The sequence below is a fragment of the Pelomonas sp. KK5 genome (assembly GCF_001984095.1).
Taxonomy (GTDB): Bacteria; Pseudomonadota; Gammaproteobacteria; order Burkholderiales; family Burkholderiaceae_C; genus KK5.
In genome coordinates, this window is record NZ_LYVQ01000023.1 from 12,362 (window position 1) to 29,870 (window position 17,509).

A 17,509-nucleotide genomic window follows, 5' to 3' on the forward strand; every position below is an offset into this window, starting at 1 on the left:
CAGTTACATCGGAAAGCCGAGGGCCTTGACCGACTTGATCCAGGCGCGCTTCCAGCCGCCCTCCGCGTCGGCACCGTCGAAGGCGATGAAGGTGATCTTGGCGCCCAGCCAGCGCAGGATGCCGGGCGGGATCCAGGCCGTACCCTTCCTCGCGATGTCCAGCTTCTGCTCGGGCGCGTCCTTGCGGCCGAACAGCGTGTTCAGGCCCATCGTCGCGCCGAAGCGGCTGGCCGCCACGCCGAAGCCGGTGTAGCCGGCCACGAACACCGCCTTGCCGCCGAAGTAACGCGTCACGAAGACGGAGCCGCGCGAGCAGTAGTCGATCGGGCCGCCCCAGGCGTGCGAGAACTTCACGTCGTGGAGTTGCGGGAAGGTCTTGAAGAAGGCGTCCACCAGGCCGGCGTAGGTCTCGGGCCGGCGGTTCTCGTCCGGATCGGTGTGCTCGCCGTAGTGGTAGGTGACGGAGCCGCCGAAGATGATGCGGTTGTCCTTGGTGAGCCGCCCGTAGTTGAGCTGCGTGCGGGTGTCGTAGAAGCCCTGGCGGTTCTGCCAGCCGACGCGGGCCAACTGCTCCGCCGTCAGCGGCTCGGTGGCCATGATGTGGTCCTGCACGTTCATCACGCGGCGGTTGATGTCGCCGATGCCGACCTTGGCGCAGCCGGTGGCGAAGAAGGCGCGCGCGGTCCGCACCACGCCCACCGGCGTGTGCAGGACCAGGTCCTGCCCCTCCTCGACGATGCGCTCCAGCGGCGAGTTCTCGTAGAGCTTCACGCCGACCTTCAGCGCCGCCGCCTTCAGCCCCCAGGCCAGCTTGGCCGGGTGGATGGTGCCGCTGCGCTGGCGGCCCCACAGCGCGCCGTGGAACAGCGGGGAGTCGATCTGCGCGCGGGCCTCGCCGGCGTCGAGCAGCAGCATGTCATGGCCGTGTTCGAGGTGCAGCTCATAGTCCTCGCGCAGCACGTCCACATGGCCCGGCTCGATCGCCGCGGTCAGCTCGCCGTTCCACTCGACATCGGCATCGATGCCGAAGCGCTCCAGGTCGCGCTGGAAGCCGTCGAGGTTGAGGCGGCCCAGTTCCTCGAGCTGGTCGATGTCCTTCGGAAACACGCGGGCCGCGTTGGCCAGGCCGTGCATGATGGACGTGGAGATGATCCCGCAGGGCCGGCCCGAGGCGCCGTGCGCCACCTTGCCGGCCTCGATCAGCACGACCTCTTGCCGCGGATCGGCCTCCTTGGCCTGGATCGCCGCCCACAGGCCGGTGAAGCCGCCGCCGATGACCACCACGCCCGCTCGTCGTTCACCGCGCAGCTCGGGCTCGACGGCGGGCGCCGCGGGGCTGTCCAGCCAGAACGGGAAGAAGCGGGTGTTGGCGAAGGCGGGATGCGTCATGACAGCTTCAATCTTCGAGGATGACGGCGATCTTTTTCGCGTCGGCCAGCGTTTCCCAGCGGCCGGCGAAGCCCTTGGGCAGCAGGTAGCCCTCGCCGGCGGAGAACTCGCGGCGGCCGCCAGCCTCGTCGGTCAGCGCGACGCGGCCTTCGGTCAGCCAGCAGACCTCGGTGGTCTCGGTGGCGGGGAAGTCGACCGCGCCGACCTTGCCCTGCCACAGGGCCACGTTGAACTTGCGGCTGACGGCGCCGCTGGCGACGCGCGCCTCGCTCTCGTCCATGCCGTAGTCCAGCGGGGTGAAGACGCCGGAGGCGAAGTTGATCGACTGGATGTCGTTGACGGTCTTGGTCATGGTGCTTGATTGCCTTGTTGTTGAGTGATCGTGTGCCGGACCTCCTGGAAGGACTTCAGTCCCCAGGGGCCCAGCTCGCGGCCGATGCCGCTCTTCTTGAAGCCGCCCCAGCCGGTCTGCGGGAAGATCAGCTGCGGCGTGTTGATCCAGACGGTGCCGACCTGCAGGCGGTCCGCGAGCAGCGCAGCGCGGGCCTCGTCGCCGGCGGCGATGGTGGCGACCAGGCCGTAGTCGGAATCGTTGGCGATGCGGATCGCCTCGTCCTCGGTGGCGAAGGCGCGCAGGCAGGCGACCGGGCCGAAGATCTCCTCGCGCCAGAGCGTGGCGCTGGTCGGCACCTCGCCGAAGATCACCGGGCCCATGTGGAAGCCGTCGCCGGACACTTCGCCTTCGAACAGCACCGGCGCGGCGTTGCGGCCGAGCTCCACATGGCGCTGCACGCGCTCGCGGTGCTGGCGGCTGATCAGCGGGCCCAGCGTCGTGGCCGGGTCGCGCGGGTCGCCGATGCGCAGCGCCTTCGCGGCCGCGACGAAGCGCTGCGCGAACTCGGCATACAGGCGCTCGTGCACCAGGATGCGCGAGGTGGCCGAGCACATCTGGCCGGCGTTGAAGAAGGCGCCGCCGATGGCCAGCGACACGGCCTCGTCGAGGTCCGCATCGTCCAGCACGATCAGCGCGGACTTGCCGCCCAGCTCCAGCGTCACGCGCTGGATGCGGTTGGCCGCCGCCCGCATGATGGACGTGCCCGCCGCCGTGCTGCCGGTGAACGAGATCTTGGCCACGCCGGCATGCTGGGTCAGCGCCACGCCCACGTCGGCGCCGCCGCAGACCAGGTTCACCACGCCCGCCGGCAGCCCGCATTGCAGGATCAGCTGCAGCAGTGCCAGCTCGGCCAGCGGCGTCACGTCCGAGGGCTTGAGCACGGCCGTGCAGCCGGCCGCCAGCGCGGGCGCCAGCTTCCAGGCGGTCGTCACCATCGGGAAGTTCCAGGGCACGATCAGGCCCACGACGCCGCAGGGCTGGTAGCTCACCTCGGCCACGAAGGCGGCATCGGGCAGCTCCACCGGCACCGCATCCAGGCCCTTGCCGCTGCGGCACAGCGAGGCGTAGTAGTCGAAGGTGGAGACGACGTCGTTGACATCCATCTCGGCCTCGGCGCGGGGCTTGCCGCTGGCCAGCATCTGCAGCTCGACCAGGGCCGCGCGCTGCGCATGGACCGCGCGGGCGATCGCCTCCAGCACGGCGCCACGGGCCTGCGGCGCAGTGTTGCGCCAGCCCTCGGCGGCGGCCGCTGCAGCGCGCACGGCCGCATCCACCGCATCGCTGTCGCCGCCGGCCACGCGGACCAGCGCCTGGCCATCGATTGGATTGACCACCGTCAGCGCGCGCCCGGCGCCGGCGGACCAGCGGCCGGCGATGCAGACACCGGGCACCGTGCCGTCCGCCGCCACCGGCGGCAGCACGTCGGGAATCGGAGTTAGCGAGAGAGCCGCGTTCATCAGAAGCTCACCACCATCGAGCCGCCCAGCAGCTGGTTGTGCTTGCGGTAGGCGCCGGTGCGCACGTCGAGGAAGACCGGCTGGCTGGCGAAGTCGTTGCGGAACTCCAGCTTGAAGGACGTGTTGAGGTTGAAGTTGTAGAGCAGGCCCAGGCTCAAGGCCGCGCGGTTGGCGCCGCGCTCGGGCGCATCGGCGGTCGGGCCGATGCCGTTGCGATCATCGGCGACGCCGTAGCCCAGCAGGCCGCCGCCGTTCTTGTGGTTGTTGATGTAGTCGGCACGCACGATGCCGGCCAGCACCGGCGTGAAGTTGTAGGCCGCGAGCGCCGAGGCGCCCCACCACTTCGCATCACGCGCGGCGCCGGTATCGGGATCGGGCGTGATCGCGGCGCCCTTCTGGCGGCCGACGCTCAACTGCCCCTGCACGGTCCAGGCGCCGCGGATGAAGTAGCCGTCGAGTTCAAAAGTGTCGACGCGCGAATCGCTCAGATCGGCCGACGCGAAGTTCGTCGTCTTGCCATGCACGCCGGCGAAGCCGAAGCCGTTGAACTCGCCCTTCGAGTAGTCGACGCGGTAGGCCAGCACCGGTGCCTTGTCGCGCGGCGCGCGGATGGTGCTGTTCATGTTCGCCAGCATCACCTTGGTCTCCCACTTGCCGCGCAGCACGTCCAGGCCGATGCCGGTGTAGGCGATCGGCAGCGTGAAGTCGAACAGCAGGTTGTGCGTGACCAGCTTGTTCTGCGTGGCGGGCACGAACTCGTAGCCGCTCCAGTCGGGGATCTGGCCGGCGATCAGGCGCGTCTGCAGGTCGGTCAGCGGCAGCGAGACGCTGGCTTCCTGCACGATCGAGTTGCCGTCCAGCAGCGCGCCGGCGCCGCGGTTCGGGGCCAGCGTCAGGTGCCAGCGGGTGCCGCTGTCCGTCTCCTTCAGGAGGTCCAGCATCGCGGTAGCGAAGTAGCCGTTGTCGTAGCTGTAGCCGCCCTGGCCGATGGCGTTGAGGAACTGGAAGCCGGCCCGGTCCTGGTCGCGGTTCCAGACGAAGGACGGGTCGATGTAGCCGCTGAACTTCAGGCCCTTCAGGCCCATGAAGTCGCGGCTGTCTTCCAGCGCCTCGGCCTTCAGCGCGATGCGGTTGAATTCCGATTGCTGGTCCGGCGTCATGCCGGCGGCCGGCTTCGCCTCCGTCTCGGCGAGGCGCTTCTCCAGGTCCGCCATGCGGGCCTTCAGCTCGCGCAACTCGGCGGCCAGGGCCTCGTTGGGCGTCGTCTCGGCAAACGACAGGGACGGCCATGCCCAGGCGATGCTGGCGGCCAGCACGCCGATCTTCAGTTTGTTCATGGAAGCTTCGGGTTGGTGTGAATCAGGAGCCGCTACGTTGGGCGGCGTTGACCTCTTGCTGCCGTCGTCGCTCGGCACGCACGGTCCAGTAACTCGCGGCGATCACGCCGAGGCTGACCACGGTGATGATCACCGTCGCCATCGCGTTGACGCTCGGGTTCAGGCCCAGCCGCGCGCGGGAGAAGATCACCAGCGGCATCGTCGTGGCGCCGGGGCCGGAGAGAAAGGCGGAGATCACCACGTCGTCCAGCGAGATCGTGAAGGTCAGCAGCCAGGCGGAGAGCAGGCTCTGCGCGATCATCGGCAGCGTGACCAGGCGGAACACCTGCGCGGGCTTGGCGCCGAGGTCCATCGCCGCTTCTTCCAGCGAAGGCGGCAGGCCCTGCAGCCGCGACTGCACGACCACCGTCGCATAGGCCATGCCCAGCAGCAGGTGGCCCAGCCAGATCGTCATCAGGCCGCGCTCGGGGAAGCCGAGCAGGCGCTGCAGCGAGACCAGCATCAGGAGCAGCGAGAGGCCGAGGATCACCTCGGGCATCACCAGCGGCGCGTTGACCATGCCGGCGAACAGCGTGCGGCCGGAGAAGCGCTTGTACTTGACCAGCGCAAAGGCCGCGAAGGTGCCGAGGATCACCGAACCGAAGGCGGTCGCCAGCGCGATGCGCAGCGAGAGCCAGAAGCCGGCCAGCATCTCGCCGTCGTTCGCCAGCGCCGCGTACCACTTGAAGGTGAAGCCGCGCCACAGGCTCGGGATCGCCGAGTCGTTGAACGAGAAGATGACCAGCGCGACGATGGGCAGGTAGAGGAAGGCGTAGCTGCCGGCCAGCCACGCGCGGCTGAAAAGGACGTTGGATTTCATATCGGTTTTACGTTGCGCTGCGGTGTATTCCGGGCCGTCCGCGCCGGGCCGCCCCAAGCAGGCCCGCACTGGCGATGTGCTTGCGGCTCGATGCCGCAAGCATCGCCGTCCCCTCGGGGGACCGACCGGGATTGCCCGCGTTCAGCAGGGCAAGACTGGGCGAGGGGCTTCATCTCACCGCTTCTCCTGCGCCTGCGCCTGGTATTTGTTGAACAGCGCCAGCGGCACGATGATGATCAGGATCAGCGCGACGGCGACGGTGGAGGCCATCGGCCAGTCGTTGTTCGAGAAGAACTCGTCCCAGAGCACGCGGCCGATCATCAGCGTCTGCGGGCCTCCGAGCAGCTCGGGGATGACGAACTCGCCGATGCAGGGGATGAACACCAGCAGCGAGCCGGCCACGATGCCGTCCTTGGACAGCGGCACGGTGACCTTCCAGAAGGTCGTCCACGGGCGGGCGCCGAGATCGGCGGCGGCTTCGAGGAAGCGCACGTCCAGCTTCGACAGGTTGCCGTACAGCGGCAGCACCATGAAGGGCAGGTAGGTGTACACCATGCCCAGGCTCAGCGAGAACGGCGTGTTCATCAGGTTGCCGGGCGTGGCGATCAGGCCGACGCTGGCGAGCAGCTGGTCCACGTGCAGCGCGATCAGCGTGTCGGCCACCCAGCCGTGTTCGCCCAGCAGCGCCTTCCAGGCGTAGACGCGCAGCAGGAACGAGGTCCAGAACGGCAGCATCACCAGCATCAGCAGCACCGGCTGCACGCTGCGCTCGGCGCGGGCCATGAAGTAGGCGAAGGGGTAGCCGATGGCGAGGCACAGCGCCGTCGTGACCGCCGCGTACTTCACGCTGGCGAAATAGGCGGTGTAGTACAGCGGGTCCTGCGCGGCGGTGATGTAGTTGCCGAAGCGCAGCGCCAGCTGCAGCACATGGTCCTGGAAGCTGAACAGGTCCTTGAAGACCACCGTGTCCATCTCGGACACGCTGATCTTCAGCACGATGAGGAAGGGCAGCGCGAAGAACAGCGCCAGCCACAGGAAGGGCACGCCGATGACGAAGCGGCGGCCGCTGAGCGGGGAGCGGAGCGTCATGGTCGTCGCGCTCATTGCGTCAGCACCACATGCGCGTTGTCGGCCCAGTGGGCCCAGGCGGTGTCGCCGGCGCGCAGTTCATCGTCGCGCTGGCGCTCGCCGTTGATCTGGCTGACCTTCAGCAGCTGGCCGCTGGGCAGCTCGACGTGATAGACGGTGAAGGCGCCGAAGTAACTGCGATCCTTGACGGTGCCCTGGGCGAGGTTGGTTTCACCTTCGGGTCGCTGGCGAGACAGGCGCACTTTCTCGGGCCGCAGCGCGACGTTCACGCTCATGCCCTCCGTCGCGCTGATGCCGTGGCTGACGAGATGCCGGCAGTCGGCGCACTGGATCAGCGCGTGGTCGGCGGCGTCCTTGACCAGCCTGCCTTCCATCAGGTTGACGTTGCCGATGAAGTCGGCGACGAAGCGCGTGGCCGGCGCCTCGTAGATCTCGCCGGGCGTGCCGACCTGCAGGATGCGGCCCTCGCTCATCACCGCGATGCGGCTGGCCATGGTCATCGCCTCTTCCTGGTCGTGCGTCACCATCACGCAGGTCACGCCGACGTCGTGGATGATCTTGACCAGCTCGAGCTGCGTCTCCTCGCGCAGCTTCTTGTCCAGGGCGCCGAGCGGTTCGTCGAGCAGGAGAAGCTGCGGGCGCTTGGCCAGGCTGCGCGCGAGGGCCACGCGCTGCTGCTGGCCGCCGGAGAGCTGGTGCGGCTTGCGCCTGGCGAACTTGGCGAGCTGCACGAGCTTGAGCATCGAGTCGACGCGCTCGGCCACCTGGTCCTTGGGCATGGCGTCGCGCTTCAGGCCGAAGGCGATGTTCTCCCAGACCGTGAGGTGCGGGAACAGCGCATAGGACTGGAACATCATGTTGATCGGCCGCTCGTAGGGCGGCAGGCCGGCCAGGTCCTGGCCGTTCAGCACGATGCGGCCGGAGCTGGGCGTCTCGAAGCCGCCGAGCATGCGCAGGAGCGTCGTCTTGCCGCAGCCGGAGGAGCCGAGCAGCGCGAAGATCTCGCCCTGGGCGATGTCGATGGAGACGTTGTTGACGGCGATGGCGCCGCCGCCGAAGTCCTTGACGACGTTCTCGATGCGGAGGTAGGCGTCGGCGGTGTGAGGGGTGTTCTTCATGTTTGGGTTCCAAAACTCCGTTCGGGCTGAAACGGTGGGCAGGCTCAAGGTGAACCTCCAGGACTCCGTTCGCGCTGAGCCTGTCGAAGCCTCTTCGCTTGTCGCCGGTCCTTCGACAGGCTCAGGACGAACGGTGGGTCACAGACCGGTCTTGAAGCTCGTGTAGATGCGGGTCATGGTCCGGCGGATGTCGTTGTTGATCGCCTCGGGCATGACCATCTTCTTCATCGCCTCGTCGCTCAGGAACACCGTCGGGTTGCTGGCCACCGCGGGCTTCACGAACTTCTTCGACTCGGCGTTCGGGTTGGCGTAGAAGACCTTGTTGGTCAGCGCGGCCTGCACCTCGGGGCGCATCACGTAGTTGATGAACTTCTCGGCGTTCTGCGGGTGCGGCGCGTCGACCGGGCTCACCATCAGGTCGAAGAACAGGATGCCGCCGGTGCTGGGGATCAGCGCTTCGATGGTCTGGCCGGTCTTGCCGTCGATGGCGCGCTGGCGGGCGATGTTGATGTCGCCGCTCCAGCCCAGGGCCAGGCAGATCGAGCCGTTGGCCATGTCGTTGATGTAGCCCGAGGAGCTGAACAGCGTCACGTAGGGGCGGATCGCCTTCAGCAGCGGCGCCACGCCCTGGTAGTCGCCCATATTGCGGCTGTAGGCCGGCTTGCCGAGGTAGTGCAGCGCGGCCGGCACCAGTTCGGTCGACGAGTCCAGCACGCTGACACCGCAGCTCTTGAGCTTGCTGATGTACTCGGGCTTGAAGAACAGGTCCCAGGCGTTCTCGGGCATCGGCGTGCTGCCGAGCGCGGCCTTCACCTTCTCGACGTTGATGCCCACCGTCGTGTAGCCCCACAGCCAGTCGACGCCGTACTGGTTGCCCGGGTCCAGCTTGGCGAGTTGCGCCTGCACCGACGGATCCAGGTACTTGATGTTGGGCATCTGGCTCTTGTCGAGCTTGCGCAGCAGGCCGCCGTCGGCCTGCAGCTTGGCCCAGAAGGCCGAGGACACGACGACGTCGTAGCCGGTCTTGCCCGCCACCAGCTTGGCGTGGACGATCTCCTGGTTGTCGAAGTTGTCGTAGCGGACCTTGATGCCGGTCTCTTTCTCGAAGTTCGCCAGCGTGTCGGGGGCGATGTAGTCGGACCAGTTGTAGACGTTCAGGACTTTTTCTTCCTGGGCCTGCACGACGACGGACGTGGTCAGGCCCAGGGCGAGCGCGAGCGCGCCCAGCAGCTTCAGCTTCATGGCGGATTCCGGAGAAGGGGTGTTGAGGTAACGAGTTAGCTGGACTGACAGTCCACTAGCTGGGGCCGGCGCGGGCGCGGCTGCTCATGACAGCCTCACCATCACGTGGCGGGCGACCGTGTAGTCCTCCAGCGAGAGCACGGACATGTCCTTGCCATAGCCGGAGAACTTCATGCCGCCGTGCGGCATCTCGTTGACGAAGAGGCCGTGGGCGTTGACCCAGGTGCAGCCGTACTGCAGCTGGCGCGACACCGCCATCGCGCGGCCCACGTCCTGCGTCCACACGCTCGACGCGAGGCCGTAGTCGGAATCGTTGGCCCAGTCGATCACCTGCTCGGTGTGCGTGAAGCGCGTGATCGAGACCACCGGGCCGAAGACCTCGCGCTGGACGATCTCGTCCTCCTGGCGCGCGCCGGCGATCACGGTGGGTTCGTAGAAGAAGCCGGGCCCGTGGCGCAGCTTCCCGCCGGTGGTCACTTCCATGTGGCCCTGCATCTGCGCGCGCTCGACGAAGCTGGCCACGCGGTTGCGCTGCCGGTCGGAGATCAGCGGGCCGAGCTCGATGCCCTCGTCCTGCGGCACGCCCATCTTCAGCGAGGCTATTGCCGACGACAGGTCGGCCACCAGCCTCTCGTAGACCTTGGGGCCGGCGTAGACGCGGCAGGCCGCCGTGCAGTCCTGGCCGGCGTTGTAGTAGCCCGCGCTGCGGATGCCGGCGACGACGGCCTCGAGATCCGCATCGTCGAACACCAGCACCGGCGCCTTGCCGCCCAGCTCCATGTGCGTGCGCTTCAGCGAGCCGGCGGCTGCCTGCAGCACCTTGCGGCCGGTGGAGAGATCGCCGGTCAGCGCGACCATGCGCACATGCGGATGTTCCAGCATCTGCTGGCCGACGCTGGTGCCGCGGCCGCAGACGACGTTCAGCACGCCCTTGGGCAGCAGGTCCGCCGCGAGACTGGCCAGCAGCAGCGCCGACAGCGGCGTCTGCTCGCTCGGCTTCAGCACCACCGTGTTGCCGGCCGCCAGCGCGGGCGCCAGCTTCCAGACGGCCATCATCAGCGGATAGTTCCACGGCACGATGGCGCCGACCACGCCGATCGGGTCGCGCCGGATCATGCTGGTGAAGCCGGCCTGGTACTCGCCGGCCACGGGCGCCGTCAACGCGCGGGCCGCGCCGGCGAAGTAGCGCAGGCAGTCGACGATGGCGGGCAGTTCCTCATGCAGCACCGGCGCCAGCGGCTTGCCGCAGTTCAGCGACTCCAGCCGCGCGAAGTCCTCGGCCTTCCCTTCGATCACGTCGGCCAGCTTCAGCAGCAGGCGGCCGCGCTCGGCAGGCGTCGTGCGGGACCAGCCGGCGAAGGCGCGGCTGGCGGCCGAGACCGCGCGCTGCAGTTGCTCGGGCGAGGCCTCGGCCACTTCGCACAGCAGCTCGCCGGTGGCCGGGTTGACGATGGCCTCGGCCACGCCTTCGCCGGCCACCAGTTGCTGGTCGATCAGCATCTGGGTCGCGAAGGTCTCGGTGGGTTCGGGGGCCATGTCGTCGTGTGTCGGTTCGATGACGGGACTCTAGGCCCGGCCCGCCAGCACCGCATAGTTCAATATTTGAGGGCCTTGCTATCTACTAAAGTGATATCGTGCCCAACCCTAGATCGGGTTTACCAGCGATTCCGGCCTTTGCATGCGCTGAATTTAAGGGTTAGCCCTCGAATCTCGCTGACCCTGAGCTGACTCTTCCATGCTCCGCCGCTTCACCCTCAAGCAGTTCCGATATTTCCTCGCTGTGGCGGATACCGCATCGGTGGCGGCGGCGGCACGGCTGCTGAACATCGCGCAGTCGGCCGTCACCAAGAGCATCCAGGAACTGGAGGAGGCCGTCGGCCGCAAGCTGTTCGAGCGCACGCCCAAGGGCATGTCGCTGACGCAGGACGGCTACCGCTTCAAGGCCAGCGCGCTGAAGGTGGTGGATGCCGTCAACGAGGCGGGCCAGATCGGCAGCGAGGACGGGGACGAGCACCAGCTCAAGGGCAGCCTGACGATCGGCGTGACCAGCCTGGTCGCCGGCTACTACCTGGCCGACCTGCTGACCCGCTTCCAGCGCGCGCACCCGCAGGTGAAGGTGGCCGTGACCGAGGACGCGCCGCAGTTCCTCGAGCACCTGCTGGTCAACGGCGAGGTGGACCTGGCGATCATGATCTCCAACGAGCTGGGCGACCCGCAGGCGCTCGTCGTGGAGCCGTTGACCCATTCGACGCACCGTGTCTGGCTGGCGGGCACGCATCCGCTGGCGGCTTCATCGGAGCTCTCGCTGGCCGAGTGCGCGAAGGAGCCGCAGGTGGTGCTGGAGGTGGCGCGGGTGGAGGCGGTGCTGCGGGGCGTGTGGTCGCGCCACGGGCTCAAGCCCGAGGTGCTGCTGCGCACGTCGTCGCTGGAAGCGGTGCGCTCGCTGGTCGGCCGCGGCGCGGGCATCGCGATCCTGCCGGACTTCCTCTACCGGCCCTGGACGCTGGATGCCGACCGCATCGAGGTGCGCACGCTGCGCGACGCGCTGCCCAGCATCGACGTGGGCCTGGTCTGGCGCCGCGGCTCGCAGATCCGCGACGTGGTGCTGGCCTTCATTGCGCTGGCGCGGGAGCAGCAGCAGTCGCGCGCAAAGAGCTGGTAATACGCACTGCGTTTCTGGTGTTCCACGCTTTGATGGTCGCTCAGTGCGCCTGACTGTCCAGTTTCAGTCGCACCCGCCTGTCCAGACTCAAGCCCCGCGCATCCGGCATCAGGTACCGCTCGATCAGCCGCTTCTTCAGCCCGCTGCGATCCGCCTGCGCGAGTGCCTCCTCGATGACCGGCTTGTAGCGCGCCGCCTCCGGCGACAGGTAGAAACGCATGTCATGGTCGTGCACCAACACCAGGTTCTGCTCGATCGCCAGGCCCGGATGGGCCCGCACCTCGTTGACGATCTCGCTGGCGCCGCGGGCGATGTAGTCGATGCCGCGCTCGCCGCTGGCGACCATTGCGAACATCTGGCGCCAGTCGCCGGGCTTGACGTAGAGCGGCAGGCCGTTGGAGCGCCAGGCGTCCACGTCGAACCAGCCCGCGCCCAGGCCGCCGACCTTGCCGAGCCGGCGAAAGTCGTCCAGCGTGCGCACGCCCGCGTAGGCCTGCTCCTGCCCCTTGCGGACCAGCAGGATGCGCTGGCCGGCCAGTCCGTTGGTCAGCGCATTCGCAACCGATGCATAGGCGGCGTCGCGGGCGCGGCTCTGCACGCCCCAGATCAGCGAGAGCTGGTTGCTGGCCACCATCTCCCAGATGCGCGGCTGGGGGACGTTGGCGACGATGGTCAGCACCGGCTCATGGCCCGCGGCACGCAGCGACTCTTCGAGCAGGTGGGTGAAGTACAGGTGCCGGTTGTCGGGCAGGGCCACGAGGCGCAAGGGGATGGTCTCAGCCCGACAGATGCCTGCGCAAAGCAGGACGGCAAGACCGACAAGAAAGGAAGCGCCAGCAAAGCGCATGCGTGCATAGCCTCGACGAGTGCCGAACCCGAACGAGCTTAGCAGACCCTGCCAGCCCTAACCTCTTCCCTCGACGGTGTCGTTGCCGCGGTCCTCAGCGGTCCACGCCGCCCAGGCACACGTACTTGATCTCCAGGAAGTCATCGAGACCGTACTTCGAGCCCTCGCGCCCCAGGCCCGACTGCTTGACGCCGCCGAAGGGTGCCTCGGCCGTCGAGATCAGGCCGGTGTTGACCCCGACCATGCCCGACTCAAGCCCCTCGGACACGCGCGTCACGCGGCCGATGTCGCGGCTGTAGAAATAGGCGGCCAGGCCGAACTCGGTGTCGTTGGCCAGGGCCAGCACCTCCTCCTCGGTGTCGAAGGCGAACAGCGGCGCCAGCGGGCCGAAGGTCTCTTCCTTCGCCACCAGCATGTCCGCAGTCGCCCCGGCCACCACGGTCGGCTCGAAGAACTGGCCGCCGCGCGCGTGGCGCTTGCCGCCAGTCAAGACCTGACCCCCATGGTTCACCGCATCGGCCACATGCTCCTCGACCTTGGCGACGGCCTTCATGTCGATCAGCGGGCCTTGCGTGACGCCGGGCTCGATGCCCTCACCCACCTTCAAGGCCTCGACCCTGGCGACCAGCTTCGCGGCAAAGGCGTCGTACACGCCGCGCTGCACATAGATGCGGTTGGCGCAGACGCAGGTCTGGCCGGCGTTGCGGAACTTGGAGATCATCGCGCCGTCCACCGCCGCGTCCAGGTCGGCGTCGTCGAACACGATGAAGGGCGCGTTGCCGCCCAGTTCCAGCGAGAGCTTCTTGATCGTGTCGGCGCACTGGCGCATCAGCGTGCGGCCCACCTCGGTCGAGCCGGTGAATGACAGCTTGCGCACGATGGGGCTGCGGGTCATCTCGCCGCCGATCGCGCTGGCCGAGCCGGGGATCACCGAGAACAGGCCCTTCGGGACACCGGCACGCTCGGCCAGCTCGGCGAAGGCCAGCGCCGAGTACGGCGTCTGCAGCGCGGGCTTCAGCACCATCGAGCAGCCCGCCGCCAGCGCGGGGGCGACCTTGCGGGTGATCATCGCGATGGGGAAGTTCCAGGGCGTGATCGCCGCGGTGGTCCCGATCGGCTGCTTGATCGCCTGGATGCGGCGGTCGTTGCCCGGCGAGGGAATGGTGTCGCCGTAGACGCGGCGGGCCTCGTCGGCGAACCACTCGACGAAGGAGGCGGCGTAGACGATCTCGCCCTTGGCCTCGGCCAGCGGCTTGCCCTGCTCGGTGGTGAGGATCAGCGCGAGGTCGTCGGCGTTGGCCAGCATCAGGTCGTTCAGGCGGCGCAGGATCGCGGCGCGCTCCTTGGCCGGGACCTTGGCCCATTGCTTCTGCGCCTTGTCGGCCGCGGCAATGGCGCGCACGGTCTCGGCGGCGCCGCACATCGGCACGGTGCCGATCTGCTCGTCCGTGGCGGGGTTGCGGACGACGGCGACGGCGCCGTGCTCGTCGGCATCCACCCAGGCGCCGGCGATATAGGCCTGCTGGCGCAGCAGGCTCGGGTCTTTCAGGACGAGGCTCATCGCGATCACTCCTTCATCGCCTTGGCCAGGATGGCCAGGCCTTCCTCGAACACGGCGTCCTGGATCGTCAGCGGGAACAGGAAGCGCACGACGTTGCCGTAGGTGCCGCAGGTCAGCAGCAGCAGGCCCATCTCCTTGGCACGGGTCTGGACACGCTTGGTGAAGTCCGCATCCGGCGTGCCGTCGGCCTTGGCGAACTCGACGGCCACCATCGAACCGGGGCCGCGCACATCCCGGATCTGCGGCACGCTGGCGCGCAGCTCGTTGAGATGCGCCTTCAGCGTGGAGCCGAGGCGCTCGGCACGCTCGCTCAGCTTCTCGTCTTCGATCACGTCCAGCACCGCATGGGCGGCGGCCACGGCCAGCGCGTTCGCCGCGTAGGTGCCGCCCAGGCCGCCGGGTGCCGGCGCATCCATGATCTCGGCGCGGCCACAGACGGCCGACAGCGGCGTGCCGCCGGCCAGGCTCTTGGCCATCGTCATCAGGTCGGGCACGACGTCGTAGTGGTCCATCGCGAACCACTTGCCGGTGCGGGCGAAGCCGGTCTGGATCTCGTCGGCGATCAGCAGGATGCCGTGCTGGTCGCACAGCCTGCGCAGCGCGCGCATGAACTCGATCGGCTGCTGGTAGAAGCCGCCCTCGCCCTGCACCGGCTCGACGATGATGGCCGCCACCTGCGTGGGCTCGATGTCGCACTTGAACAGCTGCTCGATGGCCGCCAGCGAGTCCTCGACCGACACGCCGTGCAGCGCGATCGGCGCCGGCACGTGATAGACGCTGGCCGGGAAGGGGCCGAAGCCGATCTTGTAGGGCGCGACCTTGCCGGTCAGCGCCATGCCCATGAAGGTGCGGCCGTGGAAGCCGCCGCCCAGCGCGATGACGCCGGAGCGCCTGGTGTGGTTGCGGGCGATCTTGATCGCGTTCTCGACGGCCTCGGCGCCGGTGGTGAAGAACGCCGTCTTCTTGGCGTGGGTGCCGGGCGTCAGCCGGTTGAGCCGCTCGGCGAGCGCGACGGCGCTCTCATAAGGCACGACCTGGTAGGCGGTGTGCGTGAAGCAGTCGAGCTGGGCGCGGATCGCCGCAACGATGCGCGGGTGGCAGTGGCCGGTGTTCAGCACGGCGATGCCCGAGCCGAAATCGATGAAGCGGCGGCCCTCCACATCCCACAGTTCGGAGTTCAGCGCGCGCTGGGCATAGACGTCGGGAAAGCCGATGCCGACGCCGCGCGGCGTGGCGGCGACGCGGCGGGCGTCGAGGGAGGCATTGGTGGGGGTGTTCATGGCGGGTCTCGCAGGGACGGTCATTCGATGCGATCCAGTCTATGGTTCAATTGGCTCCATCATTGGAACCAATTAATACGATTTCATGGAACCAATCGCCCTGCCGGACTATGTCCAGGCCCACTTCGACCCGGCCAGCGGCCAGGCGCAGCACCGCCAGCTCTACGCGGTGATCCAGAAGGGCATCCGCGACGGTGCGCTGGCCGCCGGCACGCGGCTGCCGCCGACGCGTGCGCTGGCGGAGGCGCTGGGCATCGCCCGCAACACCATCGTCCACGTCTACGAGCAGCTGGCCCTGGAAGGCTTCGTGCGCGCCGGGGTCGGGCGTGGCACCTACGTGGCCCCGCAGGCGCCACGGCTCGCGCCCGCGGTCGCGCGGCAGCGGCGCGCGGCCACGCTGTCCGGCCGCGGCCGCCAGCTGCTGGCTGGCGCCAGTGCCAGCCCCCAGCAATGGGGCGCCTTCGTGCCCGGCGTGCCGGAGGTGCGGCTGTTCCCCACCGCCGTCTGGAACCGGCTGCAGGCCCGCGCCTGGCGCCGGCCGACGCCCGAGCAGATGAGCTATGCCACGGCCGGCGGCGATGCCACGCTGCGCCAGGCGATCGCCGACTACCTGAAGGGCACGCGCGGCGTGGACTGCGCACCCGGCCAGGTCGTCGTCACCAGCGGCACGCAGCAGTCGCTGCAGCTGATCGCGCAGCTGCTCGCCGATCCCGGTGACGCGGTGTGGCTGGAAGACCCGGGCTACTGGGGCGCCCGCAGCGTGTTCCGCAACGCCGGGCTGAAGCTGGTGCCGATCGACGTGGACGAGGAGGGCGCGGCGCCCACGCCGAAGCAGCTGCGCGAGCCGCCACGGCTGATGTTCGTCTCGCCCTCGCACCAGTACCCGGTCGGGGCGCTGATGAGCCACGGCCGACGCAGGCAGCTGCTGGACTACGCGGCGGCGCAGGGCGTCTGGATGATCGAGGACGACTACGACAGCGAGTTCCGCTACGACGCCCGGCCGCTGCCCGCGCTGCAGGGCCTGGACGCCGCGGGCCACACGATCTACCTGGGCACGTTTTCAAAGACGCTGTTCCCCTCGCTGCGCATCGCCTACCTGGTGCTGCCGGTGGAACTGGCCGAGGGCTTCGCCCGCGCGCTGAGCGAGCTGTTCCGCGAGGGACAGACCTTGCCCCAGAGCGTGCTGGCCAGCTTCATCGCCGAAGGCCACTACGCCAGCCACATCCGGCGCATGCGCGGCGTCTACAGCGCGCGGCGCGCGGCGCTGATCGGCGCGATACGCCGGCACTTCGACGAGGCGGAGCTGCCCATCCTCGGCGGCGATGCCGGCCTGCACCTGGTGCTGGGCCTGCCGCCGCATGTCGACGACGCGGCGGTCGTGCGCGAGGCGCTGCGCGCCGGCATCGCGACACGGCCGCTGTCGATGTACTCGATCCGGGAGCCGGCGCCGCGCAAGGGCCTGGTACTGGGCTACGGCGCGGTGACGGAAGAAGAGATCGTCCCGGCCTTCGCGCGGCTGGCGAAGGTGATCCGCAAGGCCCTGCCCTAACGCCAATCCTCGACGGCTCGCAGCGCGTCCCGCAGCAGTTCCTCGCGGCGCGCCGTCGCCCAGCCCGTGGCGAACCAGGCACCGGGCTGCGGTTGCAGCGAGCGGAACAGCAGCAGGGCCTGGTGCATGTCGTTGTAGCGGCCGAGGGCGTCCTGCAGCGTCTTCATCCCGGCGAGGCGCCGCTTGCGCACGCCGGCCAGCTCGATGCCGTAGCGCAGCCGCTTGAGGCGCTTGCGCAGGCGGTGGCGGGCCGGCTCGTCGGCGGTGGCGAAGCCGGCGGCCTCGCGGCGCAGGCGGCGCTCGAACTTCTTCAGGCGGGCCCGCACGAGCTCGCTCCCGGCTTCCATGGATGGTGTGTTGGCAAAGCCGAGCAGGTCCCGCAGCAGCCGGGCGAACTTGCGCGAGCGCAGGCCGGCGCCCGGTTCCTCGCGCAGCGGCGGCAGCGCCAGCGGCGGGCAGCCGAGCGCCTTCAGCTGCGGCAGCAGCTCCTGTTCCAGCACGTCGCGATCACGCGCGCGGCCCAGCATGCGCGCCTGCGCAGCCAGCGCCTCGTCCCAGCCGGCAAGCTGCGGCCCGCCATCGCCGAACAGCTTCAGCGCGCTGCGCAAGCGGCGGATGCCGATGCGCAGCCGATGGACCGCCTCGGCGTCGGGCAGCGCGTCCAGTTGCGCAAGGATCTCCCGCAGGCACTGCCCGACCATCTCGCGCAGCACCTCGGTCGCCAC

The 17,509-nt window shown here is 68.8% G+C and carries 15 protein-coding genes; 2 read left to right on the plus strand and 13 right to left on the minus strand.

Annotated features, from left to right (window positions below; translation table 11 throughout):
• Positions 1–3: 3 nt before the first annotated feature.
• The 9 genes from B0W88_RS05290 to B0W88_RS05330 all read right to left on the minus strand — a co-directional run bounded on the left by B0W88_RS05290 (position 4) and on the right by B0W88_RS05330 (position 10,385).
• On the minus strand, positions 4–1,389 hold the full coding sequence (locus B0W88_RS05290; protein WP_077033612.1) for an FAD-binding oxidoreductase: 1,386 nt from the start codon (positions 1,387–1,389) through the stop codon (positions 4–6).
• 7 nt (positions 1,390–1,396) lie between these two features.
• Positions 1,397–1,741: a cupin domain-containing protein gene (locus tag B0W88_RS05295; protein WP_077033613.1), complete on the minus strand. Its 345-nt coding sequence runs from the start codon at positions 1,739–1,741 to the stop codon at positions 1,397–1,399.
• Positions 1,738–3,240 (minus strand): aldehyde dehydrogenase family protein, encoded by a 1,503-nt coding sequence (locus B0W88_RS05300; RefSeq protein ID WP_144006619.1) that lies wholly within the window; start codon positions 3,238–3,240, stop codon positions 1,738–1,740. The genes B0W88_RS05295 and B0W88_RS05300 overlap by 4 nt, the downstream gene beginning before the upstream one ends.
• A complete protein-coding gene (locus B0W88_RS05305; RefSeq protein WP_077033614.1) occupies positions 3,240–4,577 on the minus strand; it encodes a DUF3138 family protein in 1,338 nt (445 codons plus the stop codon). Before B0W88_RS05305 ends, B0W88_RS05300 begins: the two co-directional genes overlap by 1 nt.
• A gap of 22 nt (positions 4,578–4,599) precedes the next feature.
• On the minus strand, positions 4,600–5,436 hold the full coding sequence (locus tag B0W88_RS05310; protein WP_077033615.1) for an ABC transporter permease: 837 nt from the start codon (positions 5,434–5,436) through the stop codon (positions 4,600–4,602).
• A 174-nt stretch (positions 5,437–5,610) separates the two neighbouring features.
• A complete protein-coding gene (locus tag B0W88_RS05315) occupies positions 5,611–6,525 on the minus strand; it encodes an ABC transporter permease (RefSeq protein WP_233151628.1) in 915 nt (304 codons plus the stop codon).
• An 11-nt stretch (positions 6,526–6,536) separates the two neighbouring features.
• On the minus strand, positions 6,537–7,643 hold the full coding sequence (locus B0W88_RS05320; protein WP_077033617.1) for an ABC transporter ATP-binding protein: 1,107 nt from the start codon (positions 7,641–7,643) through the stop codon (positions 6,537–6,539).
• 138 nt (positions 7,644–7,781) lie between these two features.
• Positions 7,782–8,885 carry a polyamine ABC transporter substrate-binding protein gene (locus B0W88_RS05325; protein ID WP_077033618.1) on the minus strand — a complete coding sequence of 368 codons (1,104 nt, stop codon included), beginning with the start codon at positions 8,883–8,885 and terminating at the stop codon, positions 7,782–7,784.
• A gap of 84 nt (positions 8,886–8,969) precedes the next feature.
• The gene (locus B0W88_RS05330; RefSeq protein ID WP_198937779.1) at positions 8,970–10,385 is read right to left on the minus strand and encodes a gamma-aminobutyraldehyde dehydrogenase; all 1,416 of its coding nucleotides are present in this window, start codon (positions 10,383–10,385) and stop codon (positions 8,970–8,972) included.
• A 235-nt stretch (positions 10,386–10,620) separates the two neighbouring features.
• Between B0W88_RS05330 and B0W88_RS05335 the strand changes: the two genes are divergently transcribed.
• The gene (locus tag B0W88_RS05335) at positions 10,621–11,547 is read left to right on the plus strand and encodes a LysR substrate-binding domain-containing protein (RefSeq protein WP_077033620.1); all 927 of its coding nucleotides are present in this window, start codon (positions 10,621–10,623) and stop codon (positions 11,545–11,547) included.
• Positions 11,548–11,587: 40 nt separating this feature from the next.
• Here the strand turns inward: B0W88_RS05335 and B0W88_RS05340 are convergent, their stop codons facing one another.
• From B0W88_RS05340 to gabT, 3 genes are all read right to left on the minus strand, one after another.
• Positions 11,588–12,313: a hypothetical protein gene (locus tag B0W88_RS05340; RefSeq protein WP_083748596.1), complete on the minus strand. Its 726-nt coding sequence runs from the start codon at positions 12,311–12,313 to the stop codon at positions 11,588–11,590.
• Positions 12,314–12,488: 175 nt separating this feature from the next.
• Positions 12,489–13,955: an NAD-dependent succinate-semialdehyde dehydrogenase gene (locus B0W88_RS05345; RefSeq protein WP_077033621.1), complete on the minus strand. Its 1,467-nt coding sequence runs from the start codon at positions 13,953–13,955 to the stop codon at positions 12,489–12,491.
• Positions 13,956–13,960: 5 nt separating this feature from the next.
• Positions 13,961–15,235, minus strand: a complete 1,275-nt coding sequence (gene gabT / locus B0W88_RS05350; protein ID WP_077033622.1) for a 4-aminobutyrate--2-oxoglutarate transaminase — start codon at positions 15,233–15,235, stop codon at positions 13,961–13,963.
• An 85-nt stretch (positions 15,236–15,320) separates the two neighbouring features.
• Here gabT and B0W88_RS05355 point away from each other — a divergent pair, with 85 nt between their 5' ends.
• The gene (locus B0W88_RS05355) at positions 15,321–16,784 is read left to right on the plus strand and encodes a PLP-dependent aminotransferase family protein (protein WP_077033623.1); all 1,464 of its coding nucleotides are present in this window, start codon (positions 15,321–15,323) and stop codon (positions 16,782–16,784) included.
• Here B0W88_RS05355 and B0W88_RS05360 read toward each other — a convergent pair.
• A complete protein-coding gene (locus B0W88_RS05360) occupies positions 16,781–17,509 on the minus strand; it encodes a CHAD domain-containing protein (RefSeq protein ID WP_077033624.1) in 729 nt (242 codons plus the stop codon). The genes B0W88_RS05355 and B0W88_RS05360 overlap by 4 nt on opposite strands.